The following is a 22,463-nucleotide window of genomic DNA, read 5'->3' on the forward strand; positions in this document are numbered from 1 at the left end:
GATAGGGGAGCGACGATGCCACAGGCATTTGCCCGCCGGAGGGCTCAAACGCGGGACGCGGCGTTGTCCTGCACGGGTATGCAGGTTTGGCTGTCGCTGGCGTCGGACGCGGGCGACGCGCAGGCGTTCGGGGACGCGATAGGTCCCGACGCCGACCGACGCACTGACCGCTGCATCAATCGCCGCGTCGGCAACTCAGGCGAAGGGAATTCCCTGTCGACAGCGCCCGCCCGCAAGGCTCCAATCGAGCCGCCGTGGCCCCTGCCATTGGTACATTTTTTGCTGCTGCAACAGGTCGCACCCGCAGCAGCCAGCGTCCGGCTCAGGGCCCATGTTTTCTCGTGAGGCACCCATGCACTTCAACTATTCGACAGCGGATGTTTCCGGGCCCCGCCGGCTCGACTACTGGGCGGAATCGGTCTGCAAGCGCCTGATTCCGGCGGCCGGCAAGTTCAGCCATGCGGGCGACTTCCAGGGCTCGCTCACGGGCCACACGCTGGGCAACCTCACGCTGTGCCGCATGAGCTCGCAGCCGCACACCTTCGACCGCACGCCCCACCACGTGCGCGTGGCGCCCGAGGAAGACCTGGTCGCGGTGCTGATGCAGGAGGGCTCGGCCCTGCTGCAGCAAGGCGGGCGCGAGGTGCAGGTGCGCCCCGGGGACATCGTGCTGTACGACGCGGCGCGCCCCTTCGTGCACCACCTGGCACCGGCCTCGGCGCTGCTGGTGCGCATGCCGCGCCAGCAGCTGCTGTCGCGCTTCGCGCGGGCCGAATCGATGGCCACGGTGCGCATTGCCGAAGGCCGCTCGATGGCCACGCTGCTGATGCGCATGGCGGAGGAAGCCTTCGACTATTCCGCCAGCGGCATCCCGGGCGCCGCCGGCGCGCGGCTGGCGGGCGCCTTTCTCGACACGCTGAGCGCGGCCATGGAAATGCAGGACGGCCAGGGCACCGACGGCGCCCAGGGCTCGCGCTACGGCTCGGCCTACCAGCGCGCCAGCCAGTACATCGACGCGCACCTCGACGACAGCGAACTCGACAGCGACGGCATCGCGGCGGCGGTGCACCTGTCGCCGCGCACGCTGGCGCGGGTGTTCGCCACGCACGGCACCACCGTCATGCACCACGTGTGGAAGCGGCGGCTCGATGCCGCCTTTCGCGTGCTCGAGGAAGGCCGCGTGCACCAGGTGTCGCAGGCGGCGCTGCAGTGCGGCTTCAACGACCTGTCGCACTTCTCGCGGGCGTTCCGGAACGCGTTCGGGGTGACGCCCAGCAGCCTGCTGCCGGGAGCGCCGACCGCAGTCGGCACGGCGCCCGGCGTGCCAGGCGTGTTAGGCGCTCCAGGGGATTCAGGCGGCCAGCGCGCTCAGACGATGGCCGGGTAGTGCCCCGTGCCTTCGGGCCAGGGCGTCAGCAGCTCGAAGCCCGTGGGCGTCACCGCGACCATGTGCTCCCACTGCGCCGACAGCGAGCGGTCGCGCGTGACCACGGTCCAGCCGTCGGCCATTTCCTTGGTCTCGCGCCGCCCGGCGTTGACCATCGGCTCGATGGTGAAGACCATGCCCGCCTCCAGCCGCAGGCCCTGGCCGGGCTGGCCGTAGTGCAGCACCTGCGGCTCGTCGTGGTAGACCTGCCCGATGCCGTGGCCGCAGTACTCGCGCACGACGGTGAAGTTCTCGCGGTGCGCCACCTTCTGGATGGCGTAGCCCACATCGCCCAGCGTGGCGCCCGGGCGCACCTGCCGGATGCCGGCGCGCATGGCCTCGTAGGTGGTGTCGACCAGCCGGCGCGCCAGCGCGCTCGGTTCGCCCACGAAGTACATGCGGCTGCAGTCGCCGAACCAGCCGTCCTTGATGACGGCCACGTCGATGTTGACGATGTCGCCGGCCTTCAGCGTTTCCTTGGCCGACGGAATGCCGTGGCAGATCACGTGGTTGACCGAGGTGCACACCGTCTTGGGAAAGCCGTGATAGCCGATGTTGGCCGGAATGGCGCCCTGCACCTTCACGATGTGGTCGTGGCAGATGCGGTCGAGCGCCTCGGTGGTGACGCCCGGCTTGACGTGTTCGCCGATCATGGCGAGCACCTCGGCAGCAAGGCCGCCGGCCGTGCGCGCCATGGCGATTTCGGCGGGCGACCTGAGCTTGACGCCGCCGCTGCCCGTGGTGCCCGCGCTCACGCGGGGGCTCCGGCCTTGCGGGCGGTGCGCGGCGAAGGCGCGGACGTTGCGGAGGCTGCGGATGGCGTTGAAAGCGCTGGCGCGGCCAGCGACGACAGCGATGCCGAGATGGTCGCCAGGTCGAAGCCGCCGGCCTGCTCGGCGCGGATCAGCACCTGGCAGATCTCGCGGTGGTCGAGCGCGGGGTGCAGCTCGGCCAGCATGCCGATGCGCATCCAGTGCTCGGCCTGCGCGTTGATGGAACGGCTCAGCGCGTTGCCTGCGACACGCAGGTTCTCGTGCATGAGGTCTGAAATCTTGACGATGCCCATGGAGATTTTTTGTATATGAAACGTATATGCATCATATCTTCCATCGCAAGGCCCTCGCACGCTCGGGAAAACTCTGGGGACAGTTCCGGCACAAGGGCACGGTTATCCACAGCGGCAGCGGCCGCCCTGAAGTTGTTCCTTTTTCGAGACAACCCTGAAAGCAGAGGTACGCACAGTGGTACAGGTGCCGCAAGTCATTGTCACGCAACGAGAAAAGCACGCTGTCCACAGCAGGGGTTTACCCTTATCTACTACTACTAACTTAAATAAGAAGAATAAATAAGAAAGAAGGCGGCAAGCCAGGGCGCCGGAAAGGCGGGTCAAACGGCCCGTGGCGCGGCACAGTCAGGCCGTGCCGATGCGAAGGGTTAGCCCGGTACGTCGATTCCGTCTCGCTTGATACGATTTTTTCCAGAGCGCCCATTCCAAGGGCCCTGGAGACAAGATGGACCCGACCCCTCGCCCCACCCCACCCGCCCCGCCGAGCGCCCATGGCAAAGCCGCAGAAGCGCTCTACCGCGTCATGGTGCGCATCCGCGCGTTCGAGAACGCCGCGGAGGCGGCCAGCCAGGGCGGCGTGAGCGCCTATGGCCAGCAGGCGGCGGGCGCCGCCAAGGTGCGCGGGCCGCTGCACCTCTCCACGGGGCAGGAGGCGGTGCCCGCGGGCGTGTGCGCTCACCTGCGCGCCGCCGACTACCTCACCTCCACCCACCGCGGCCACGGCCACACGCTGGCCAAGGGCGCGGACCTCGCGCGGATGATGTGCGAGCTGTTCGGCAAGGCCACCGGCTTCAACGGCGGCAAGGGCGGCTCGATGCACATCGCGGACTTCTCGGTCGGCATGCTCGGCGCCAACGGCGTGGTGGCGGCGGGCCTGCCCATCGCGGTGGGCGCGGCGCATGCGCAGAAGCTGCTGAAGCAGTCGGACGACATCACGGTGTGCTTCTTCGGCGACGGCGCCATCAACCGCGGCCCCTTTCTCGAGGCGCTGAACTGGGCGCGCGTGTACCAGCTGCCCGTGCTGTTCGTGTGCGAGGACAACCGCTGGAGCGCGACCACCGCCAGCGGCCCGATGACGGCGGGCGACGGCGCCTCGGCGCGCGCCGAGGCCATGGACATCGCGGCCACGCAGGTCGACGGCAACGACGTGTTCGCGGTGCACGAAGCCGCGGCCCGCCTGGTGGCCGAGGTGCGCGCCGGCGGCGGGCCGCGCCTGCTGCACGCGCTCACGTACCGGGTGAAGGGCCACGTGTCGGTCGACCTGGCGGCGTACCGCGACCCGGCCGAACTGGCGGCGGCGCTGCAGACCGACCCGATCGCGCGGGCGCGCGACCGCCTGCTGACCCAGGGCGTTGCCGCCGCGACGCTGGACGCCATCGAGAACGCGGCGCGCGACGAGGTCGACACCGCGCTGGCCATCGCCGACGCGGCGCCTTGGCCCGAGGCCGGCGCCGCCTTCACCGACGTGCAGACCACCGGCGCGGGCCAATGGCACTGACCCCGGAAACCACGCAAGCGAAGACCTCGATGAAAAAAGACCTGAGCTATTCGGAAGCCGCCGTGCTTGCCCTGCAGCGCGAGATGGAGGCCGACCCGCGCGTGGTGGTGCTGGGCGAAGACGTGGGCCGCGGCGGCATCTTCGGCCAGTACAAGGGGCTGCAGCAGCACTTCGGCCCCGAGCGCGTGATCGACACGCCGATCAGCGAGGCCGCGATCATGGGCGCCGGCGTGGGCATGGCGCTGGCGGGGCTGCGCCCGGTGGTGGAGATGCGCGTGGTCGACTTCGCGCTGTGCGGCATGGACGAGCTGGTGAACCAGGCGGCCAAGAACCGCTTCATGTTCGGCGGCCAGGGCCGCGTGCCGCTGGTGGCGCGCATGCCCGGCGGCATCTGGGACGCCTCGGCGGCGCAGCATTCGCAGTCGCTGGAGGCCTGGTTCGCGCACCTGCCGGGCGTGGTGGTGGTGTGCCCGTCGACCCCGCAGGACAACCACGGCCTGCTGCGCGCGGCGCTGCAGTGCGGCGACCCGGTGGTCTACATCGAGCACAAGACGCTGTGGGGCGTGCGCGGCGAGGTCGACGAGGGCATCGACGTGCCGCTGGGCAAGGCGGCGCGCGTGCGCGAAGGCAACGCGCTCACGCTGGTGAGCTGGAGCCGGCAGATGCAGGCCTGCGCGGCCGCCTGCGACGCGCTGGCGGCCGAAGGCGTGGCGGTCGACCTGATCGACCTGCGCACGCTGTGGCCCTGGGACCGCGAGACGGTGCTGTCGTCGTGCGGGCGCACCGGCCGGTTGCTGGTGGTGCACGAGGCGGTGCAGGCGGCGGGCTTCGGCGCCGAGATTGCGGCGAGCGCGGCCGAGGCCACGGGCTGCCGCGTGGCGCGGCTGGGCGCGCCGCGCATTCCGGTGGGCTACGCGCCGGTGCTGGAGGCGCAGTCGCGCGTGGGGGTGGAGGCCATCGTGGCGGCGGCGAAGAAGCTGGCGGGCTGAGCTGAGCTGAGCGGCCGGGGCTTTTTCGCATGGACCCGCTTTTCTTCAAGCTGGTGCGGGTGGTGAACCTGACGGCGCGGCCGTTCCACGAGCGCGTGGGCCGCGAGCACCAGCTCACGCTGAACGAATGGCGCGCCATGGCCGTGCTGGGCGCGCAACCGGGGCTGACCGCCACGCAGGTGGCCGACCAGACCGGCCTGGACAAGATGGCCGTGAGCCGCGCGCTGGCCGGCCTGAAGCGCCACAAGCGCGTGCAGCGCCACGAAGACCCGACCGACCAGCGCCGCAGCCGGCTCTACCTGACGGCGGCCGGCAAGGCGTTGCACGAGACGGTGAGCGCGCTGGGGCGGGAGCGCGAGGCGGCGCTGTTCGCGGGCGTCGATGCCGATGAGCTCGCCGGGCTGGGGAAGACGCTGGACAAGCTGATCCTGTCGGTGTCGGGGCGGCCCTGAAGCGCTCGGCGCTCGGCGCTCGGCGCTCGGCAGCGTCGTGCCACCGAGCGAGCGCTGCCTGCCGCCAACCCGACCTTCCCCCAGAAGGGGAAGGCGCAGCTTCAGGCTGCGAAGCCGCCGTCGATGTTCAGGCCGGCGCCGGTCACGAAGGCCGCTTCCGGGCTGGCCAGGTAGGCGACCATGCCGGCGATTTCATCGGCGTGGCCGTGGCGGTCGATGGCCATGAAGCTGTGCATGGTCGAGGCCATCGGGCCGTTGGCGGGGTTCATGTCGGTGTCGACCGGGCCGGGCTGCACGTTGTTGATGGTGATGCCGCGCGGGCCCAGGTCGCGCGCCAGGCCCTGCACCAGGCCGGTCAGCGCCGACTTGCTCATGGCGTACACGCCGCCGCCGGCGAAGGGCATGCGCTCGGCGTTGGTGCTGCTGATGTTCACGATGCGCCCGCCCGTGCCCATGTGCGACAGCGCGGCCTGGATGGCGACGAACACAGCGCGCACGTTCACCGCCAGGGTGCGGTCGAAGTCGGCCAGCGTGAACTGGTCGATGGGGCCGAGGTGCAGCACGCCGGCGTTGTTCACCAGGATGTCGATGCGCCCGCCGAAGTGCCTGGCGGCCTGGTCGATGCCGGCCTTGAGCGCGTCGGCTTCGGCGCTGTCGATCTTCAGCGCCAGCGCGCGGCCGCCTTCGGCCTCGATGGCGCGGGCCAGTTCGTCGGCGGTGGCCTGGGCGTTGCTGTAGCTGAAGGCCACGGCCGCGCCGTCGCGTGCCAGGCGCCGGACGATGGCCGCGCCGATGCCGCGCGAGCCGCCGGTGACGAAGGCGACCTTGCCGGCCAGCACGGCGGACGAAGTCGAAGAAGAAGAGGAGGAAGCAGTGGTGGAAGCCATGATGTTTTCCGTTCGATGTAGTGGAGGAATAGACGCAGTTTCCGCCTTTCATTCCCCTGCCGATAGCCATCAATCCGCGCAATCAAATTCAACTGGAAGTTGAAGATGCGCGAGACAATCCGGCGATGGAACCACTCAATCACCTGGAGTCCTTCGTGCAGAGCGCCGAGGGCGGCAGCTTCTCGGCGGCGGCGCGGCGGCTGGGGCTGACGCCGGCCGCGGTCAGCAAGAACGTGGCGCGGCTGGAGGCGCGGCTGGGCGTGCGGCTGTTCCAGCGCAGCACGCGCCGCCTGACGCTCACCGAGGGCGGTGAGCGCTTTCTGGCGCAGGTCGGCGGCGCGCTGGCCACCCTGCAGGAGGCGGTGGCCGGCATCGACACCGACGACGGGCGCCCCGCCGGCACGCTCAAGGTGAGCATGGGCCAGGCCTTCGGGCGCGAGCATGTGCTGCCGATGATGGGCGACTTCCTGGCGCGCTACCCGGCCATCCTGCCGGACTGGCACTTCGACAACCAGCAGGTCGACCTGGTGGGCGAAGGCTTCGACGCGGCCATCGGCGGCGGCATCGAGTTGTCGGCCGGGCTGGTGGCGCGCGAGCTGTCGCGCATCCACGTGGTGGCGGTGGCTTCGCCGGCGTACATGAAGGGGCGCAAGAAGCCGCGCCACCCGTCGGAGCTGGCCCTGCTCGACACGCTGCTGCGCCGCTCGTCGCCCACCGGCCGGCTGCGCAGCTGGACGCTGCGGGAAGCCAGGAGCGGCGGCGAGCAAGCCACCGTCGAGCTGCCGCACCCGCGCGCGATCTTCAACGACCCGCAGGCCATCGCGGACGCCGCGCTGATGGGGCTGGGCGTGGCGATGCTGCCCATGCCTTTCGTGGAACGCGGGCTGCGCACCGGCGAGCTGGTGCGGCTGCTGCCCGAGTGGTACCAGGACACGGGCGCGGTGTGGCTCTACTACCCGAGCAAGAAGCTGCTGCCGCCGAAGACGCGCGTGTTCATCGACTTCGTGCTGGAGCGCTTTCGCACCGAGCGCTTCGCGCAGCGCATGCAGGTGGACTGACGCGCGGGTTGTCCGTCGACTTGTTGCGTCGCGTCGCCGCCCCGCGGGTTCACGGGGTTTTCACTCGCGACGCCCGCGGCGCGCCCCTGTACAAACGCGCGCATGACTTCTTCCTCATTCGCATCGAGCCGCCGCACCGCGCTGGCCACTTCCATCGCTACCGCCCTCACCGTGCTGGCCGCGCCCTCGTGGGCCCAGGCCACCTGGCCGACCAAGCCCGTGCGCATCGTCGTGCCCTTCGCGGCCGGCGGCACCACCGACATCCTGGCGCGCGCCGTGGCGCCCGAACTCTCGAAGGCCTTCGGCCAGCAGTTCATCGTGGACAACCGCGCAGGCGCCGGCGGCAACGTGGGCGCCGAGCTGGTGGCGCGCGCCCCCAACGACGGCTACACGCTGCTCATGGGCACGGTGGGCACGCACGGCATCAACCGCGCGCTGTACCCCAAGCTGCCCTTCGACCCGATCAAGGACTTCGTGCCGATCACGCTGGTGGCCGCCGTGCCCAACGTGATGGAAATGAACGCCGACAAGGCCAAGGCGGCGAACATCCACAACGTGCAGGACTTCATCAAGTACGCCAAGGCCAACCCCGGCAAGCTGAACATGGCGTCCAGCGGCAGCGGCACCTCCATCCACCTGGCGGGCGAGCTGTTCAAGAGCATGACGGGCACCTTCATGGCGCACATTCCGTACAAGGGCTCGGGCCCGGCGCTGCTGGACATGGTGGGTGGCAACGCCGACGTGATGTTCGACAACCTGCCCTCGTCGATGGCGCAGATCAAGGCCGGCAAGCTCACGGCGCTGGCCGTGACCAGCGCGCAGCGTTCGCCTGCGCTGCCGGACGTTCCGACGGTGGAAGAGGTGGGGGGCCCGACGCTCAAGGGCTTCGAGGCGAGCTCGTGGTTCGGGCTGCTGGCGCCGGCCGGCACCTCGCCCGAGATCGTCAACCGCATTCAGCAGGAAGTGGCCAAGTCGCTGGGCACGCCGGCCATCAAGGAAAAGATGCTCGCGCAGGGCGCGCTGCCCAGCGGCAACTCACCCGCCGACTTCACCAAGCTCATTGCGAGCGAGCACGTGAAGTGGGCGAAGGTGGTGAAGGACTCCGGCGCGAAGGTCGACTGAACCGGAAGCTCAGGTCTTCCAGGTCACGTCCTTCTTCTCGGCCAGGGAGTCCTTGAGCATGTGAAGCAGGGGGGCTGCACGCTGGTGCAGTCCTACATGCTGCTTCTCGGCGTCGTTCGCGTGGCCTTCGACGGCGTAGTCGTCGTGGTTGTGGGCGTTGCTGCCCTCGCGGGCCAACGCGGCCTCCAGCGCCGAGATGGCGCCGGGGATCTGGTCGACCGTGATGATGCCTTGGGGCGCGACCGACTTGCCGACGATGTCGAGCAGTTGGCGCGCATGCACTTCGAGCATCACGAAATCAGCGGAAGCCCGGGACTGGAAACGGTAGAGCATGGTGTTTTTCACTCACTTGTAGATGTAGTCACGGGCAAAAGGGTACTCCGATTGCGCGCCCCGCAAGACGCCTGCGCGCCCTACGTTGCCGTCAGGCTTTGTCGACAACATCTGGTGCAAGGAGATCCATCCCTGCTCGAAACTCATGGCCGATCCGGCCAGGTACAGGCGGTAGGCGCGCAGCACGCGCTCGGCGTTCTCGCCCTGGCGCCCGCCGCTGCGCTGCAGCACTTCCAGCGCCGCGCCCAGCTGCGCCTCCAGCGCGTCCGACCAGGCCCACAGCGTGCGCGCGTAGTGCGGGCGCAGGCTTTCGGTGTCGACCATCTCCAGCCCCGCGGCGGCGGTTTCGCGCAGCACGTGCGTCACGTGCAGCAGCTCGCCGCCCGGAAAGATGTACTTCTCGATGAAGTCGCCCATGCCGGCGCCCAGCTGCCGGTAGTTGAGCTCGCCCGAGGTGATGCCGTGGTTGAGCACCAGCCCGCCCGGCTTGAGCAGCTTGTGGATCTTGCGGAAGTAGGTCGGCATGTTGGCCGCGCCCACGTGCTCGAACATGCCCACGGAGGAGATCTTGTCGAAGGGCTGGGCGTCGGGCAGCTCGCGGTAGTCGCGCAGCTCCACGCGCACGCGGCCCTGCAGGCCCTTTTCCTCGATGAGCCGCTGCACGTGCGCGTGCTGGTTCTTCGACAGCGTGATGCCGGTGGCGTCCACGCCGTAGTGCTCGGCCGCCCACAGCAGCAGGCCGCCCCAGCCGGAGCCGATGTCCAGGTAGCGCTCGCCGGGCTTGAGCATCAGCTTGCGGCAGATGTGGTCTAGCTTGGCTTCCTGCGCCTGGGCCAGCGTGAGCTCGGGGGTGCGGAAGTAGGCGCATGAATACACGCGGCGCGGGTCGAGCCACAGCGCGTAGAAGTCGTCGGACACGTCGTAGTGGAACTCGATCTGCGCGGCGTCCTTGCGCAGCGAATGCGAACCGCGCGACTTGGCGCGGTGCTGCAGGCGGCTCCACCAGCTGGTGTCGGTCTCGGCCGGGTTGCCCGGCAGCAAACCCACGGTGGCGTCGATCAGGTCGCGCATGGCGCCTTCGATCTGCACCTTGCCCTCGACGTAGGCCTCCCCGATGGCCCCGACCTGCCGGGCCGCCAGCTTGGCGAGCACCGTCCACTCCTTGAAGGCCAGCGTGACGCGGGCCCCCGCCTGGGCAACACGCCGGCCATCCGGCAGTTCCAGCGCGATGGGGACAGGCAGCGAAGCCAGCTGCGACTCGATCTTCGGTATCAAGTTTTGCATGGGGCCCATGGTATTGATTTTTCACAGTTCGTGCATGGGTTGCCCTGCCGGCGCGGGGTACCGCCCCCTTGCCGGCCCCCGTTACCAATCCTCATTGACAGCAGATTGTTTATGCCTAAACTATTCAACCATGAACAGCCTCAGCACGGTCAAACCCGCCCCCGCCTCGGACCTCCAACGCATCCTGTGCATCGGCGGCGGGCCGGCAGGCCTGTACTTCGCCCTGTTGATGAAGGCGCGCAACCCGGCGCTGCAGATCACGGTGGTCGAGCGCAACCGCCCCTTCGACACCTTCGGCTGGGGCGTGGTGCTGAGCGACCAGACGCTGGGCAACCTGCGCGCCGCCGACGGCCCCACCGCCGCGCTCATCGGCAACGAATTCCATCACTGGGACGACATCCAGGTGTTCTTCAAGGGCGGCCAGGTGCGCTCGGGCGGCCACGGCTTCTGCGGCATCGGCCGCAAGCGGCTGCTGAACATCCTGCAGGAGCGTTGCCTCGAGCTGGGCGTGGACCTGGTCTTCGAGACCGACGCCACCGACGACCAGGCCATTGCCGCGAAGTACAACGCCGACCTGGTCATTGCCAGCGACGGACTGAACAGCCGCATCCGCCAGCGCTACGCCGAGGTGTTCAAGCCCGACGTCGACCTGCGCGAGTGCCGCTTCGTGTGGCTGGGCACGCACCAGACCTTCGACGCCTTCACCTTCGCCTTCGAGCAGACCGAGCACGGCTGGTTCCAGGCGCATGCCTACCAGTTCGACGACAAGACCTCGACCTTCATCGTGGAGACGCCCGAGGCCGTGTGGAAGGCCCACGGGCTCGACCAGATGGAGCAGCCCGAGGCCATCGCCTTCTGCGAGAAACTGTTCTCCAAGTACCTGGGCGGCCACTCGCTCATCAGCAACGCCACGCACCTGCGCGGCTCGGCCAACTGGATTCGTTTTCCGCGCGTGGTGTGCGAGCGCTGGACGCACCGCATCGACGTGGAAGGCCGCTCGGTGCCCGTCGTGCTGATGGGCGACGCCGCGCACACGGCGCACTTCTCCATCGGCTCGGGCACCAAGCTGGCGCTCGAAGACGCGATCGACCTCGCGAACGAATTCGAGCAGGGCGGCACGCTCGACCATGTGCTCGAAGGCTACGAGGCGCGCCGCAGCGTCGAGGTGTTGAAGATCCAGAATGCCGCGCGCAACTCCACCGAATGGTTCGAGAACGTGCCGCGCTACACGGGCATGCAGATCGAGCAGTTCGCTTACTCGCTGCTCACGCGCTCGCAGCGCATCAGCCACGAGAACCTGCGCGTGCGCGACACGCAATGGCTCGGCGGCTACGAACAGTGGCTGGCCGGCGGCAAGGCGATGCCGCCCATGCTCATGCCCTACAAGGTGCGCGGGCTCACGCTGAAGAACCGCATCCTGGTGTCACCGATGGCCACCTACAGCGCGGTCGACGGCGTGCCGCAAGACTTCCTGCTGGTGCACCTGGGCGCGCGTGCGCTCGGCGGCGCCGCGATGGTGTTCGTCGAAATGACGAGCCCGACGCCCGAAGGCCGCATCACCCCGGCCTGCACCGGCCTGTACAACGACGCGCAGCAAGCGGCCTTCAAGCGCATCGTCGATTTCGTGCACACGCAGTCCAGCGCCAGGATCGCCATGCAGCTCGGCCACAGCGGCCCCAAGGGTTCCACCCGCGTGGGCTGGGAAGGCACCGACGAGCCGCTGGAAGACGGCAACTGGCCGCTGCTGGGCGCCAGCGCCGTGCCCTACGGCGAACAGAACCAGCTGCCCGCGGCCATCACGCGCGCCGAGATGGACACGCTGCGCGATCAGTTCGTGGACGCCACCCGCCGCACCCTGGAGGCCGGCTTCGACTGGCTCGAGCTGCATTGCGCGCACGGCTACCTGCTGTCGGCCTTCATCAGCCCGCTGACCAACCTGCGCACCGACGAATACGGCGGCGACATCGAGGCGCGCTGCCGCTACCCGCTCGAAGTGTTCCGCGCCATGCGCGCCGCGTGGCCCGAAGACAAGCCGATGAGCGTGCGCATCTCCGCGCACGACTGGGCTCCCGGCGGCAACACCGACGCCGATGCGACCGTGGTCGCGCGCCTGTTCAAGGAGGCCGGCGCCGACTTCATCGACGTGTCGTCGGGCCAGACCACGCGTGCGGCCAAGCCGGTGTACGGGCGCATGTACCAGACGCCGTTCTCCGACCGCATCCGCAACGAGGTCGGCATCGCGACCATTGCCGTGGGCGCCATCACCGACGCCGACCAGGCCAACAGCATCATCGCGGCCGGTCGCGCAGACCTGTGCGCCATCGCGCGCCCGCACCTGGCCGACCCGGCATGGACGCTGCACGAAGCGGCCAAGCTGCAGAGCCGCCATGTCGACTGGCCCAGGCAGTACCTGAGCGGGCGCGACCAGATGTACCGCGAGATCGCCAAGCAACAGCAGATCGCCGCAGCCACAGCATCGGCCGCCGCAGCCAACAGCGAGGAGACGCATTGACATGGACCTCGAAGCGCGCGCGCACAGCGAACACCCCGAAGCCTTGCGGCTCTGGCTGCGGCTGCTCACCTGCACCCAGCTGATCGAGAAGCAGGTGCGCAACGAACTGCGCTCGCAGTTCACCACCACGCTGCCGCGCTTCGACCTGATGTCGCAACTCGAGCGCTCGCCCGACGGCCTGAAGATGAACGAGCTCTCGCGCCGCATGATGGTCACGGGCGGCAACGTCACCGGCATCACCGACCAGCTGGTGACCGAAGGGCTGGTGGAGCGCATCAACGTCGAGGGCGACCGGCGCGCCTGGCGCGTGCGCCTCACACCGCGCGGACGCAAGCTCTTCAACGACATGGCGCAACAGCACGAAGACTGGATCGTCGGGGCCTTCTCGGGCCTCAGCACCAAGGAGATCGCGCAGCTGCACAAGCTGCTCGGCAAGGTCAAGCAACACTCACACAACCAATCGATGGCGGAGACCGAATGAAGCACTACATCGGCGCAGGCAATCCCATGCGCGCGCAATTCGAACCGAAGGCAGCCTACAAGGCCGAGCACTTCGCATGGAGCTACGACAACGGCATCGGCACCATCACGCTGAACCGGCCCGAGCGCAAGAACCCGCTCACCTTCGACTCGTACGCCGAGCTGCGCGACCTGTTTCGCGCGCTGAACTACGCGACCGACGTGAAGGTGATCGTGGTCACCGGCGCGGGCGGCAACTTCTGCTCGGGCGGCGACGTGCATGAGATCATCGGCCCGCTCACCGGCATGCGCATGCCCGAGCTGCTGGAGTTCACGCGCATGACGGGCGACCTGGTGAAGGCCATTCGCGCCTGCCCGCAACCCATCGTGGGCGCCATCGACGGCGTGTGCGCCGGTGCCGGCGCAATGATCGCGCTGGCCTGCGACCTGCGCTACGGCTCTCCCGCCACGCGCACCGCGTTCCTGTTCACGCGCGTGGGCCTTGCCGGTGCGGACATGGGTGCGTGCGCCCTGCTGCCGCGCGTGATCGGCCAGGGCCGTGCGTCGGAGCTGCTGTTCACGGGCCGCGCCATGACCGCGCAGGAAGGCCATGCCTGGGGCTTCTTCAACGCGCTGCATGAAAGCGACGCGCTGCTCGAGGCCGCCACCAAGGTCGCGCGCGACCTGGCCGAAGGCCCGACCTTCGCGCACGGCATGACCAAGACCATGCTCGCGCAGGAATGGTCGATGACCATCGACCAGGCCATCGAATCCGAAGCGCAAGCGCAAGCCATCTGCATGCAGACCGAAGACTTCAAGCGTGCGTACGAAGCCTTCGCGGCCAAGCGCAAGCCGGTGTTCGGCGGAGACTGACTCGATGATGACGAAGATTCCCGCACCGCCTTCGACGGCGCATCTCGCGCTGCCGTTCTTCGACGAGGCCCATCGCTCGCTCGCGCGTGACCTGCTGCCCTGGTGCGCGGCGCAAGAGATCGACGAGCGCGACGACCGTGCGGCCTGCCGCGAATGGGTGCGCCGCCTTGGTGACGGCGGCTGGCTGCGCTACGCCGTGCCCGGCAGCGCAGGCGGCGCGCTCGAGCGCCTCGATTCACGCGCGCTCGTGCTGCTGCGCGAAACACTCGGCTATCACTCGCCACTGGCCGACTTCGCCTTTGCCATGCAGGGGCTGGGCAGCGGCGCGATCACGCTCGCTGGCACGCCCGAGCAGCAATCGCAGTACCTCACCGCCGTCGGCAAGGGCGAGAAGATCGCGGCCTTCGCACTGAGCGAGCCCGACGCAGGTTCCGACGTCGCTGCGATGGCCATGCGCGCCGAGGCCACCGCCGACGGCTGGCTGCTGAACGGCGAGAAGACCTGGATCAGCAACGGCGGCATCGCCGACTTCTATTGCGTGTTCGCGAAGACCGATCCGACCGGCGGCACGCGCGGCATCACCGTCTTCATCGTCGATGCGACGACGCCGGGCCTGGACACCTCGCAGCACATCGACGTGATGGCGCCGCATCCGCTGGCCACGCTGCGCTTCGAGAACTGCGTGGTGCCGCGCACCGCGCAGCTCGGCGAGCTCAACGGCGGCTTCAAGCTGGCGATGCGCACGCTCGACATCTTTCGCGCGTCGGTGGCGGCAGCGGCACTGGGCATGGGCCGCCGCGCACTGGCGGAGGCCATCTCGCATGCGAAGAACCGCCGCATGTTCGGCCAGACCCTTGCCGACTTCCAGCTCACGCAGGCCAAGCTCGGCGAGATGGCCGCACTGATCGACAGCGCCGCACTGCTCACCTACCGCGCGGCATGGATGCGCGACGACGCCGAGCAGCGCGGCGCGCCTGCCGTGGGCGATGTGTCTGCCGCCGCGGCCATGGCCAAGATGTGCGCCACCGAGAACGCGAGCCGCGTGATCGACATGGCGCTGCAGATGCACGGCGGCCTGGGCGTGAAGGTTGGCACGAAGATTGAAAGCCTCTACCGCGACATCCGTTCGCTGCGCATCTACGAAGGCGCGACGGAAGTCCAACAACTGATCATTGGCAAATCCGTTCTGCGGGGATAAATACCGTGTCTGCCCAAGTCGACCGCTTCGTTCACGACCGCCTGCCGCCTGCCGCGCAGCTGCCCATCTTTCGCTATGAGCTGCCCGAGCTGCAGCTGCCCGACCAGCTGAACCTGGTCGAGGAGCTGCTCGACAAGGCCGCGGCGAAGGGCTTCGGCGACAAGCCGATGCTGCGTTCGCCGCAAGGCACGCTGACGTACGCGCAAGCGGCCGTCGAGGTCAACCGCATCGCGCAGGTGCTGACGGAAGACCTCGGGCTGGTGCCGGGCAACCGCGTGCTGCTGCGCGGCGGCAATTCGGTGGCGATGGCGCTGTCGTGGCTCGCGGTGGTGAAGGCAGGGCTCATCGCCGTGGCGACGATGCCGCTGCTGCGTGCCAAGGAGCTGGGCGAGATCATCGAAAAGTCGCGGCCCGTGGCTGCGCTGTGCGACGGCCGCCTGCTCGACGAACTCGTCATCGCGCAGCGCGAGCATCCTGTGCTTGCCACGGTGGTCGCGTTCAACAAGCCCGATGCGCCCGACTCGCTCTCGGCACGCGCCGCGACCAAGAGCGGCGTGTTCACGGCCTGCCCCACCGCGTCGGACGACATCGCGCTGCTGGCGTTCACCTCGGGCACCACGGGAAAACCCAAGGCACCCGTGACCACGCACCGCGACGTGCTCGCGATGTGCGAGACCTGGCCGCGCCATGTGCTGCGCGCACGCAGCGACGACATCGTGATCGGCTCGCCGCCGCTCGCCTTCACCTTCGGGCTGGGCGGCTTGCTGGTGTTTCCGATGTGGGCCGGTGCTTCTATCTACTTTGCCGATGCGCCGTTCACGCCCGAAGGGCTGGTGAAGCTCATCAACGAGGTGGGCGCGACCATCTGCTACACCGCGCCCACGTTCTACCGCCAGATGGCGCCGTTCGTGAAGCAGCACGGCATGCCGAGCCTGCGCATCAGCGTGAGCGCGGGCGAGGCCTTGCCCGACGCCACGCGCCAGCTGTGGAAGGAAGCCGCCGGCATCGAGATGCTCGACGGCATCGGCGGCACCGAGGTGTTCCACATCTACATTTCCGCGGCAGGCGCCGAAGTGCGCCGCGGCGCGGTCGGCAAGGCCGTGCCCGGCTTCACCGCGAAGGTGGTGGACAACGAAGGCAACGAGGTGCCGCGCGGCACCGTCGGCAAGCTGGCGTTGCAAGGCCCGGTGGGCTGCCGCTACCTCGACGACGCACGCCAGGCAGACTATGTGAAGAACGGCTGGAACTACCCCGGCGACTCGTTCGTGCAGGACGACGACGGCTACTTCTTCTACCAGGCGCGCGCCGACGACATGATCATCACCGCCGGCTACAACGTCGGCGGGCCGGAGGTCGAAGACGCGCTGCTCAAGCACCCGGCGGTGGCCGAGTGCGGCGTCATCGGCAAGCCCGACGCCGACCGCGGCATGATTGTGAAGGCCTTCTGCGTGCTCAAGCCGGGCAACGAAGGCGACGCCGCGCTTGTGAAGGCGCTGCAGGACCACGTGAAGGCCACCATCGCGCCTTTCAAATACCCGCGCGAGATCGAGTTCGTGCCGGTGCTGCCGCGCACCGAGACCGGCAAGCTGCAGCGATTCAAACTGAGACAACTGAACACCACACCATGATTCACAAACTTCTTCAGCCCGAGGGCTGGTTGCCTCCCAAGGGCTATGCGAACGGCGTCGCCGCACGCGGCACCACGCTGTTCGTCGGCGGCCAGATCGGCTGGAACGCGCAGCAGCAGTTCGAGTCGGACGACTTCATCGACCAGTGCGGCCTGGCGCTGCGCAACATCGCCGAGGTGCTGCGCGCGGGCGGCGCGGGCCCCGAGCACATGGTGCGCATGACCTGGTACGTGACCGACCGCGACGAATACACCCGCCGCCTGGCCGAGCTCGGCCCGGTCTACCGCGATGCGATGGGCCGCAACTTTCCGGCCATGACCTGCGTGCAGGTGGCTGCGCTGGTGGAGCACCGCGCGAAGGTCGAGATCGAGGTGACGGCGGTCGTTCCGGACTGATCGATCGATGCTGTCTTCGCGCCGCCGATCGCCGTTCAGGCGATGGCGTGCGCAAAGCGCTTGCGGTATTCCGCCGGCGTGATGCCGACCTGGCGCTGGAACGCGCGGCGCAGCGTGTCGGCATCGGCAAAGCCGCACAGGGAGGCCACCTGCTTGGGTGCGGCGTCCCCAGCCTCGAGCAGGCGGCGCGCGGCGGCCACGCGAATGTCTTCCACCCATGCCGCGGGTGTGACCCCCACCTCCTGCCTGAAGAGCCGCGCGAAGTGCCGCTCGCTGAGGCCCATGCGCGCCGCGAGGCTCGCGACGCCGTGGTCCGTCGCGGGGTGGGCCGCGACCCAGCGTTGAACCTCCTGCAGCGCGGAGCGGCCGGCCGGTGCCGCCTCGCCCTTGCGGCTGAACTGCATCTGCCCGCCCGGGCGCTTGAAGAACATCACGAGTTGCGCGGCGACCTTCATCGCGATCTCTCGGCCCAGGTCTTCCTCCACCAGTGCGAGCGCGAGGTCCAGGCCTGCGGTCACGCCCGCGGCGGTGCGCAGGCGGCCGTCGCGCACGTGGATGGCGTCCGCATCGACGGTGACCGAAGGAAAGTCCTGCGCGAGTTGCTCCGCCACGGCCCAGTGCGTGGTCACGCGGCGGCCGTCGAGCAAGCCGGCCTGCGCGAGCACGAAGGCGCCACTGCAGACCGAGCCGAAGCGACGCACCTTGGGGGCGCGCCGGCGCAGCCATTCGCTCACGCCGAGGTCGCACACGGTGCTGGCCGCGTGCGGTGTGCCGGCAACGAGCAGCGTGTGGATGGGCTCGTCGAACTCGTCGCCGATCACCTCGTCGGGCATCAGGCGCACACCCGATGAACTCTGGATCGCACCACGACGGCTTGCGATGACTTTCAGCCGATAGGCCTGTGCATGGGCTTGCACGTTGGCTTCGGCGAATACGTCGAGCGGGCCCGACACGTCCAGCAGCTGCACACCTGGCATGGCGAGGATGGCGATGGTCTTGGTGCTGCGCATGGTGCGTGTGTGTGTCTTCTTTGTCCCGGCAATGTCTGGATTCGCCGTGCCGCGGCGGTTCAGGACACTCTACCCGACTCCTAAAGTGGAGCTCACACTCACAGGAGAAATCCACATGGCTTCGACGAAGACCGATATCGAGGGGGTTCGCATCCCCGACAGCAAGCTCGCGAGCGAGATCACTGAGCTGGTTCGGGACACCGCGCCACCGCTGCTCTTTCACCACTCGAGCCGGGTCTACTACTTCGGCGCGCTCGCGGGCAAGCGCCGCGGCTTCACCTTCGACCCCGAGCTGCTCTATGCCGGCGCAATGTTCCACGACATGGGCCTGGTGAAGCAGCACAGCAGCGTGAACGAGCGCTTCGAGGTCGACGGTGCGAACGTCGCACGTGACTTTTTGCGCGGCCATGGGATCTCGCAGCAGGACATCGACCTCGTGTGGACGGCCATCGCGCTGCACACCACGCCGGGGATTCCGCAACACATGCACCCGGTGGTGGCGCTCGTGACGGCCGGCGTCGAGATGGATGTTCTGGGGCTGACCTACAAGGAATACAGCGAGCAGGAGCGCACGCGGGTCGTGCATGCGCATCCGCGTAGCGAACACTTCAAGGAAGACATCATCCTGGCCTTCTATGACGGGATTCGTCACAAGCCCGAGACCACTTTTGGCAACGTCAAAGCAGACGTGATCGCGGACAAGGAGCCGCACTTTCACCGGGACAACTTCTGCAGCGTGATTCGCTGCTCCGCCTGGCACGGTTAACCGTAGTTTCCAGAAACAGAAAAGCCCTCTTTGCGAGGGCTTTTTCAATTCATTAACCGGCCAAAGAAAAAAGGCCCTTTGAAATTCAAAGGGCCTTTTAAATTGGTTGCGCGAGCAAGATTTGAACTTGCGACCTTTGGGTTATGAGCCCAACGAGCTACCAGGCTGCTCCATCGCGCGGCAAGTATAAATTATAGCTTATTCAGCAGCGTTTTGCTCGGCTGCGTCATTTTTAATTTCAGCACGGTCCACGAGTTCGACGAGCGCCATCGGAGCGTTGTCGCCCACGCGGAAACCCATCTTCAGGATGCGGGTGTAGCCACCCGGACGCGCGGCGAAGCGCGGGCCGAGTTCGCCGAACAGCTTGACCACGCTGTCGCGGCTGCGCAGGCGGTCGAATGCCAGGCGCTTGTTGGCCAGCGTGGGCTTCTTGGCGAGCGTGATCATCGGTTCGATGACGCGGCGCAGTTCCTTGGCCTTGGGGACCGTGGTCTTGATGACTTCGTGCTCGATGAGCGAATTCATCATGTTTTGCAGCATCGCAAGGCGGTGCGAGCTGGTGCGGTTGAGTTTGCGGAGTCCGTGACCGTGACGCATGGTGCTTTTCCTTTACTTTATAAAAACAGGCAGCCGTAATCAGGTACTGCCCGGTGCACTGGCCCTTTTCAGGGGGCCGATTTCAAAAATTCAAATCAACGCTTGTCGAGGCCGGCCGGCGGCCAGCTTTCGAGCTTCATGCCCAGCGTCAGGCCGCGCGAAGCAAGGACTTCCTTGATTTCGTTGAGCGACTTGCGACCCAGGTTAGGCGTCTTGAGCAGTTCGTTCTCGGTGCGCTGGATCAGGTCACCGATGTAGTAGATGTTTTCGGCCTTCAGGCAGTTGGCCGAACGCACCGTCAGTTCGAGTTCGTCGACAGGGCGCAGCAGGATCGGATCGAATTGCTGTGCGCTGCGCGGTGCGGGTGCATCGAATGCAGCGAGTTCGCCGCCTTCGAGCTGCGCAAACACGGCGAGCTGTTCGACCAGGATTTTAGCCGATGCACGCACTGCGTCTTCGGCGGTGATCGCACCGTTGGTCTCGATCTCAACCAGCAGCTTGTCCAGGTCGGTACGCTGTTCGACACGGGCGCTTTCGACGGTGTAGCTCACGCGCTTCACAGGCGAGAACGACGCGTCGAGAACGATGCGGCCAATCGACTTGGTCGGCTCGTCCGCGTAGCGGCGCATCGTGCCGGGCACGTAGCCGCGACCCTTTTCAACCTTGATCTGCATGTCGAGCTTGCCGCCTTGCGACAGGTGCGCGATCACGTGGTCGGGGTTGATGATCTCGACGTCGTGCGGGGTCTGGATGTCCGATGCCAGGACCGGGCCTTCGCCGTCCTTGCGCAGGCTCAGCGTGACTTCGTCGCGGTTGTGGAGCTTGAACACCACGCCCTTGAGGTTCAGAAGGATGTTGACGACATCTTCCTGCACGCCGTCGATCGACGAGTACTCATGCAGAACGCCAGCGATCGTGACTTCGGTGGCCGAGTAGCCCACCATGGACGACAGCAGAACGCGACGCAGCGCGTTGCCGAGCGTGTGGCCGTAGCCGCGCTCGAAAGGTTCGAGCGTGACCTTGGCCTTGTTGGCGGCAAGTTGCTCGACCTGAATGGTCTTGGGTTTCAGCAGGGTGGTTTGCATGCAGACTTCCTCTCAATACCCCCGGCTCGTTACACCGGTAAGGCTGGTGAAGCACCTGATCCGCAGCAGAGTGCGGAGCAGGAACGTGAACAACAATAACAATCTCCCGCACGCGCCGAAGGGCGGGTGCGGGTAGAAAAAATCAACGCGAATACAGTTCGACGATCAGCGATTCGTTGATGTCGGCTGCGAATTCGTCGCGATCGGGCACCTTCTTGAACGTGCCTTCAGCCTTGTCGGCGTTCACATCGACCCATGCCGGGATACCGACTTGCTGGGCGAGTTGAAGCGCTTCAACAATGCGGTTCTGCTTCTTCGACTTGTCGCGCACGGCAATCACGTCACCGGTCTTGACCAGGTACGACGGGATGTTGACCGACTGACCGTTCACCGTGATCGCCTTGTGCGACACGAGCTGGCGCGCTTCGGCGCGGGTCGAGCCGAAGCCCATGCGGTAGACGACGTTGTCCAGGCGCGATTCGAGGATGAACAGCAGGTTGGCGCCGGTGTTGCCACGGCGGCGGTCCGCTTCTTCGAAGTAGCGGCGGAATTGCTTTTCCAGCACGCCGTACATGCGCTTGACCTTCTGCTTTTCACGCAGTTGCAGGCCGTAGTCGGAAGTGCGCTGACCCGAGGTGCGACCGTGCTGGCCGGGCTTGGAGTCGAACTTGGCCTTGTCTTGAATGGAGCGGCGGGCGCTCTTCAGGAACAGGTCGGTGCCTTCACGGCGGGAAAGTTTGGCCTTGGGGCCGAGGTAACGTGCCACGATTCTTCCTTTGTGTATCTGCCGCAGTTGCCTGCGGGAGCCACTTGCGAGACGCGAGTGGCGGTGGGCTTAGATAAAAAACAAATGCGCAGCCGCTATTCAAAGCCGGCTGCGCCTTGCGGACTGACGATCAGATGCGGCGACGCTTCTGGGGACGGCAGCCGTTGTGCGGAACGGGCGTCACGTCGGCAATGGAATTGATCCGGATGCCGAGCGCAGCCAGTGCGCGCACCGACGATTCGCGACCGGGGCCGGGGCCCTTGATCTCGACGTCGAGGTTCTTGATGCCTTGTTCGACAGCAGCACGGCCGGCCACTTCCGAAGCGACCTGCGCAGCGAACGGGGTCGACTTGCGCGAGCCCTTGAAGCCCTGGCCACCCGACGAAGCCCACGACAGGGCGTTGCCCTGGCGATCGGTGATCGTGATGATGGTGTTGTTGAACGAGGCATGCACATGGGCGATACCGTCCGCAACGTTCTTGCGAACCTTCTTGCGAACGCGCTGTGCGGCGTTGTTTGCAGGTGCTTTAGCCATGCTGGTCTATCCTTATTTCTTCAGGGACTGCGCAGCCTTGCGCGGACCCTTGCGGGTGCGGGCATTGGTGCGCGTGCGCTGGCCGCGCATCGGCAGGCCGCGACGGTGACGGAAGCCGCGATAGCAACCGATGTCCATCAAACGCTTGATGTTCATCGTCGTTTCGCGACGCAGATCGCCTTCGATGGTGAACAGAGCGATCTGGTCGCGGATCTTTTCGAGATCGGCGTCGGTCAGATCCTTGATCTTCTTCGAATATTCGATGCCGCTCGCTTCGCAGATTTGACGGGCGCGGGTGCGACCGATACCGAAAATGGCGGTCAGGCCGATTTCAGCGTGCTTGTGCGGCGGGATGTTGATGCCAGCAATACGTGCCATGTGCGTCCTCTAATACTCTTCAATCAACCCTGGCGCTGCTTGTGGCGCGGGTCGGTGCAAATCACACGCACCACACCTTTACGGCGGATGACCTTGCAATTACGGCAGATGGTTTTGACCGAAGCCGAAACTCTCATTTCATTCTC

25 protein-coding genes and 1 tRNA gene are annotated in these 22,463 nt (G+C 67.1%); 13 read left to right on the forward strand and 13 right to left on the reverse strand.

Annotated features, from left to right (window positions below; genetic code table 11):
- Window positions 1-352 precede the first annotated feature (352 nt).
- The gene (locus tag AB6807_RS09530; protein ID WP_371084377.1) at window positions 353-1,387 is read left to right on the forward strand and encodes a helix-turn-helix domain-containing protein; all 1,035 of its coding nucleotides are present in this window, start codon (window positions 353-355) and stop codon (window positions 1,385-1,387) included.
- Here AB6807_RS09530 and map read toward each other — a convergent pair.
- Together map and AB6807_RS09540 are read right to left on the reverse strand one after the other, a co-directional pair.
- Window positions 1,369-2,181, reverse strand: a complete 813-nt coding sequence (gene map, locus AB6807_RS09535) for a type I methionyl aminopeptidase (RefSeq protein WP_286517095.1) — start codon at window positions 2,179-2,181, stop codon at window positions 1,369-1,371. The two genes, AB6807_RS09530 and map, sit on opposite strands and share 19 nt — an antisense overlap.
- Entirely contained in the window at window positions 2,178-2,492 is a 315-nt protein-coding gene (locus tag AB6807_RS09540) for a ParD-like family protein (RefSeq protein WP_371084378.1), read from the reverse strand. The genes map and AB6807_RS09540 overlap by 4 nt, the downstream gene beginning before the upstream one ends.
- Before the next feature lie 523 nt (window positions 2,493-3,015).
- Between AB6807_RS09540 and AB6807_RS09545 the strand changes: the two genes are divergently transcribed.
- Genes AB6807_RS09545 through AB6807_RS09555 form a run of 3 tightly spaced genes read left to right on the forward strand, consistent with a single transcriptional unit; the run spans window position 3,016 to window position 5,431 of the window.
- Window positions 3,016-3,990: a thiamine pyrophosphate-dependent dehydrogenase E1 component subunit alpha gene (locus AB6807_RS09545; protein WP_371084718.1), complete on the forward strand. Its 975-nt coding sequence runs from the start codon at window positions 3,016-3,018 to the stop codon at window positions 3,988-3,990.
- Window positions 3,981-4,979 carry an alpha-ketoacid dehydrogenase subunit beta gene (locus tag AB6807_RS09550; protein ID WP_371084379.1) on the forward strand — a complete coding sequence of 333 codons (999 nt, stop codon included), beginning with the start codon at window positions 3,981-3,983 and terminating at the stop codon, window positions 4,977-4,979. Before AB6807_RS09545 ends, AB6807_RS09550 begins: the two co-directional genes overlap by 10 nt.
- Window positions 4,980-5,008: 29 nt before the next feature.
- Window positions 5,009-5,431 (forward strand): MarR family winged helix-turn-helix transcriptional regulator, encoded by a 423-nt coding sequence (locus tag AB6807_RS09555; RefSeq protein ID WP_371084380.1) that lies wholly within the window; start codon window positions 5,009-5,011, stop codon window positions 5,429-5,431.
- 101 nt (window positions 5,432-5,532) lie between these two features.
- Here the strand turns inward: AB6807_RS09555 and AB6807_RS09560 are convergent, their stop codons facing one another.
- A complete protein-coding gene (locus tag AB6807_RS09560; protein ID WP_371084381.1) occupies window positions 5,533-6,318 on the reverse strand; it encodes an SDR family oxidoreductase in 786 nt (261 codons plus the stop codon).
- A 125-nt stretch (window positions 6,319-6,443) separates the two neighbouring features.
- Here AB6807_RS09560 and AB6807_RS09565 point away from each other — a divergent pair, with 125 nt between their 5' ends.
- Both AB6807_RS09565 and AB6807_RS09570 read left to right on the forward strand, forming a co-directional pair.
- Entirely contained in the window at window positions 6,444-7,376 is a 933-nt protein-coding gene (locus AB6807_RS09565; protein WP_371084382.1) for a LysR family transcriptional regulator, read from the forward strand.
- A 102-nt stretch (window positions 7,377-7,478) separates the two neighbouring features.
- Window positions 7,479-8,498, forward strand: a complete 1,020-nt coding sequence (locus AB6807_RS09570) for a tripartite tricarboxylate transporter substrate binding protein (protein ID WP_116910270.1) — start codon at window positions 7,479-7,481, stop codon at window positions 8,496-8,498.
- A gap of 9 nt (window positions 8,499-8,507) precedes the next feature.
- Here AB6807_RS09570 and AB6807_RS09575 read toward each other — a convergent pair whose 3' ends face one another.
- Together AB6807_RS09575 and AB6807_RS09580 are read right to left on the reverse strand one after the other, a co-directional pair.
- A complete protein-coding gene (locus AB6807_RS09575; RefSeq protein WP_116910497.1) occupies window positions 8,508-8,831 on the reverse strand; it encodes a DUF1840 domain-containing protein in 324 nt (107 codons plus the stop codon).
- A gap of 12 nt (window positions 8,832-8,843) precedes the next feature.
- Window positions 8,844-10,115, reverse strand: coding sequence for a class I SAM-dependent methyltransferase (locus AB6807_RS09580; RefSeq protein ID WP_116910496.1), 1,272 nt, complete (start codon window positions 10,113-10,115; stop codon window positions 8,844-8,846).
- A 130-nt stretch (window positions 10,116-10,245) separates the two neighbouring features.
- On the opposite strand from AB6807_RS09580, the gene AB6807_RS09585 reads away from it, so the two are divergent.
- The 6 genes from AB6807_RS09585 to AB6807_RS09610 are packed head-to-tail and all read left to right on the forward strand — an operon-like array spanning window position 10,246 to window position 17,180.
- The gene (locus tag AB6807_RS09585) at window positions 10,246-12,627 is read left to right on the forward strand and encodes a bifunctional salicylyl-CoA 5-hydroxylase/oxidoreductase (protein WP_371084383.1); all 2,382 of its coding nucleotides are present in this window, start codon (window positions 10,246-10,248) and stop codon (window positions 12,625-12,627) included.
- A gap of 1 nt (window position 12,628) precedes the next feature.
- Window positions 12,629-13,108, forward strand: coding sequence for a MarR family winged helix-turn-helix transcriptional regulator (locus AB6807_RS09590; protein WP_116910272.1), 480 nt, complete (start codon window positions 12,629-12,631; stop codon window positions 13,106-13,108).
- On the forward strand, window positions 13,105-13,959 hold the full coding sequence (locus AB6807_RS09595) for an enoyl-CoA hydratase family protein (protein ID WP_371084384.1): 855 nt from the start codon (window positions 13,105-13,107) through the stop codon (window positions 13,957-13,959). Before AB6807_RS09590 ends, AB6807_RS09595 begins: the two co-directional genes overlap by 4 nt.
- Window positions 13,960-13,963: 4 nt before the next feature.
- Entirely contained in the window at window positions 13,964-15,157 is a 1,194-nt protein-coding gene (locus AB6807_RS09600) for an acyl-CoA dehydrogenase family protein (RefSeq protein ID WP_371084385.1), read from the forward strand.
- Window positions 15,158-15,162: 5 nt separating this feature from the next.
- Window positions 15,163-16,785 (forward strand): AMP-binding protein, encoded by a 1,623-nt coding sequence (locus AB6807_RS09605; RefSeq protein ID WP_371084386.1) that lies wholly within the window; start codon window positions 15,163-15,165, stop codon window positions 16,783-16,785.
- Complete coding sequence (locus AB6807_RS09610) at window positions 16,782-17,180, forward strand: RidA family protein (RefSeq protein WP_116910276.1); 399 nt, start codon at window positions 16,782-16,784, stop codon at window positions 17,178-17,180. Before AB6807_RS09605 ends, AB6807_RS09610 begins: the two co-directional genes overlap by 4 nt.
- Before the next feature lie 35 nt (window positions 17,181-17,215).
- Here AB6807_RS09610 and AB6807_RS09615 read toward each other — a convergent pair whose 3' ends face one another.
- Window positions 17,216-18,190 (reverse strand): GlxA family transcriptional regulator, encoded by a 975-nt coding sequence (locus AB6807_RS09615; protein ID WP_371084387.1) that lies wholly within the window; start codon window positions 18,188-18,190, stop codon window positions 17,216-17,218.
- A 115-nt stretch (window positions 18,191-18,305) separates the two neighbouring features.
- Here AB6807_RS09615 and AB6807_RS09620 point away from each other — a divergent pair, with 115 nt between their 5' ends.
- The gene (locus AB6807_RS09620) at window positions 18,306-18,956 is read left to right on the forward strand and encodes an HD domain-containing protein (protein WP_371084388.1); all 651 of its coding nucleotides are present in this window, start codon (window positions 18,306-18,308) and stop codon (window positions 18,954-18,956) included.
- 103 nt (window positions 18,957-19,059) lie between these two features.
- Here the strand turns inward: AB6807_RS09620 and AB6807_RS09625 are convergent.
- The 7 genes from AB6807_RS09625 to rpmJ all read right to left on the reverse strand — a co-directional run bounded on the left by AB6807_RS09625 (window position 19,060) and on the right by rpmJ (window position 22,454).
- Window positions 19,060-19,136, reverse strand: a tRNA-Met gene (locus AB6807_RS09625).
- A gap of 18 nt (window positions 19,137-19,154) precedes the next feature.
- Window positions 19,155-19,553 (reverse strand): 50S ribosomal protein L17, encoded by a 399-nt coding sequence (gene rplQ, locus AB6807_RS09630; protein WP_371084389.1) that lies wholly within the window; start codon window positions 19,551-19,553, stop codon window positions 19,155-19,157.
- Window positions 19,554-19,648: 95 nt separating this feature from the next.
- Complete coding sequence (gene rpoA / locus AB6807_RS09635; RefSeq protein ID WP_009124827.1) at window positions 19,649-20,638, reverse strand: DNA-directed RNA polymerase subunit alpha; 990 nt, start codon at window positions 20,636-20,638, stop codon at window positions 19,649-19,651.
- 142 nt (window positions 20,639-20,780) lie between these two features.
- Window positions 20,781-21,404, reverse strand: coding sequence for a 30S ribosomal protein S4 (gene rpsD, locus AB6807_RS09640; RefSeq protein WP_009124826.1), 624 nt, complete (start codon window positions 21,402-21,404; stop codon window positions 20,781-20,783).
- A 130-nt stretch (window positions 21,405-21,534) separates the two neighbouring features.
- Window positions 21,535-21,939, reverse strand: a complete 405-nt coding sequence (gene rpsK, locus AB6807_RS09645) for a 30S ribosomal protein S11 (RefSeq protein ID WP_009124825.1) — start codon at window positions 21,937-21,939, stop codon at window positions 21,535-21,537.
- Window positions 21,940-21,951: 12 nt separating this feature from the next.
- On the reverse strand, window positions 21,952-22,317 hold the full coding sequence (gene rpsM / locus AB6807_RS09650) for a 30S ribosomal protein S13 (RefSeq protein ID WP_013544105.1): 366 nt from the start codon (window positions 22,315-22,317) through the stop codon (window positions 21,952-21,954).
- A gap of 23 nt (window positions 22,318-22,340) precedes the next feature.
- Window positions 22,341-22,454, reverse strand: coding sequence for a 50S ribosomal protein L36 (gene rpmJ / locus AB6807_RS09655; RefSeq protein ID WP_013544106.1), 114 nt, complete (start codon window positions 22,452-22,454; stop codon window positions 22,341-22,343).
- Window positions 22,455-22,463 lie beyond the last annotated feature (9 nt).

This window comes from Variovorax sp. RCC_210 (assembly GCF_041355175.1).
Classification (GTDB): Bacteria; Pseudomonadota; Gammaproteobacteria; order Burkholderiales; family Burkholderiaceae_C; genus Variovorax.

Coding starts and splice junctions, on each gene's coding strand:
- AB6807_RS09530 (WP_371084377.1), top strand. CDS start 353: ATGCACTTCAACTATTCGACAGCGGATGTTTCCGGGCCCCGCCGGCTC.
- AB6807_RS09540 (WP_371084378.1), bottom strand. CDS start 2,492: ATGGGCATCGTCAAGATTTCAGACCTCATGCACGAGAACCTGCGTGTC.
- AB6807_RS09545 (WP_371084718.1), top strand. CDS start 3,016: ATGGTGCGCATCCGCGCGTTCGAGAACGCCGCGGAGGCGGCCAGCCAG.
- AB6807_RS09550 (WP_371084379.1), top strand. CDS start 3,981: ATGGCACTGACCCCGGAAACCACGCAAGCGAAGACCTCGATGAAAAAA.
- AB6807_RS09555 (WP_371084380.1), top strand. CDS start 5,009: ATGGACCCGCTTTTCTTCAAGCTGGTGCGGGTGGTGAACCTGACGGCG.
- AB6807_RS09560 (WP_371084381.1), bottom strand. CDS start 6,318: ATGGCTTCCACCACTGCTTCCTCCTCTTCTTCTTCGACTTCGTCCGCC.
- AB6807_RS09565 (WP_371084382.1), top strand. CDS start 6,444: ATGGAACCACTCAATCACCTGGAGTCCTTCGTGCAGAGCGCCGAGGGC.
- AB6807_RS09570 (WP_116910270.1), top strand. CDS start 7,479: ATGACTTCTTCCTCATTCGCATCGAGCCGCCGCACCGCGCTGGCCACT.
- AB6807_RS09575 (WP_116910497.1), bottom strand. CDS start 8,831: ATGCTCTACCGTTTCCAGTCCCGGGCTTCCGCTGATTTCGTGATGCTC.
- AB6807_RS09580 (WP_116910496.1), bottom strand. CDS start 10,115: ATGCAAAACTTGATACCGAAGATCGAGTCGCAGCTGGCTTCGCTGCCT.
- AB6807_RS09585 (WP_371084383.1), top strand. CDS start 10,246: ATGAACAGCCTCAGCACGGTCAAACCCGCCCCCGCCTCGGACCTCCAA.
- AB6807_RS09590 (WP_116910272.1), top strand. CDS start 12,629: ATGGACCTCGAAGCGCGCGCGCACAGCGAACACCCCGAAGCCTTGCGG.
- AB6807_RS09595 (WP_371084384.1), top strand. CDS start 13,105: ATGAAGCACTACATCGGCGCAGGCAATCCCATGCGCGCGCAATTCGAA.
- AB6807_RS09600 (WP_371084385.1), top strand. CDS start 13,964: ATGATGACGAAGATTCCCGCACCGCCTTCGACGGCGCATCTCGCGCTG.
- AB6807_RS09610 (WP_116910276.1), top strand. CDS start 16,782: ATGATTCACAAACTTCTTCAGCCCGAGGGCTGGTTGCCTCCCAAGGGC.
- AB6807_RS09615 (WP_371084387.1), bottom strand. CDS start 18,190: ATGCGCAGCACCAAGACCATCGCCATCCTCGCCATGCCAGGTGTGCAG.
- AB6807_RS09620 (WP_371084388.1), top strand. CDS start 18,306: ATGGCTTCGACGAAGACCGATATCGAGGGGGTTCGCATCCCCGACAGC.
- rplQ (WP_371084389.1), bottom strand. CDS start 19,553: ATGCGTCACGGTCACGGACTCCGCAAACTCAACCGCACCAGCTCGCAC.
- rpoA (WP_009124827.1), bottom strand. CDS start 20,638: ATGCAAACCACCCTGCTGAAACCCAAGACCATTCAGGTCGAGCAACTT.
- rpsK (WP_009124825.1), bottom strand. CDS start 21,939: ATGGCTAAAGCACCTGCAAACAACGCCGCACAGCGCGTTCGCAAGAAG.
- rpsM (WP_013544105.1), bottom strand. CDS start 22,317: ATGGCACGTATTGCTGGCATCAACATCCCGCCGCACAAGCACGCTGAA.
- rpmJ (WP_013544106.1), bottom strand. CDS start 22,454: ATGAGAGTTTCGGCTTCGGTCAAAACCATCTGCCGTAATTGCAAGGTC.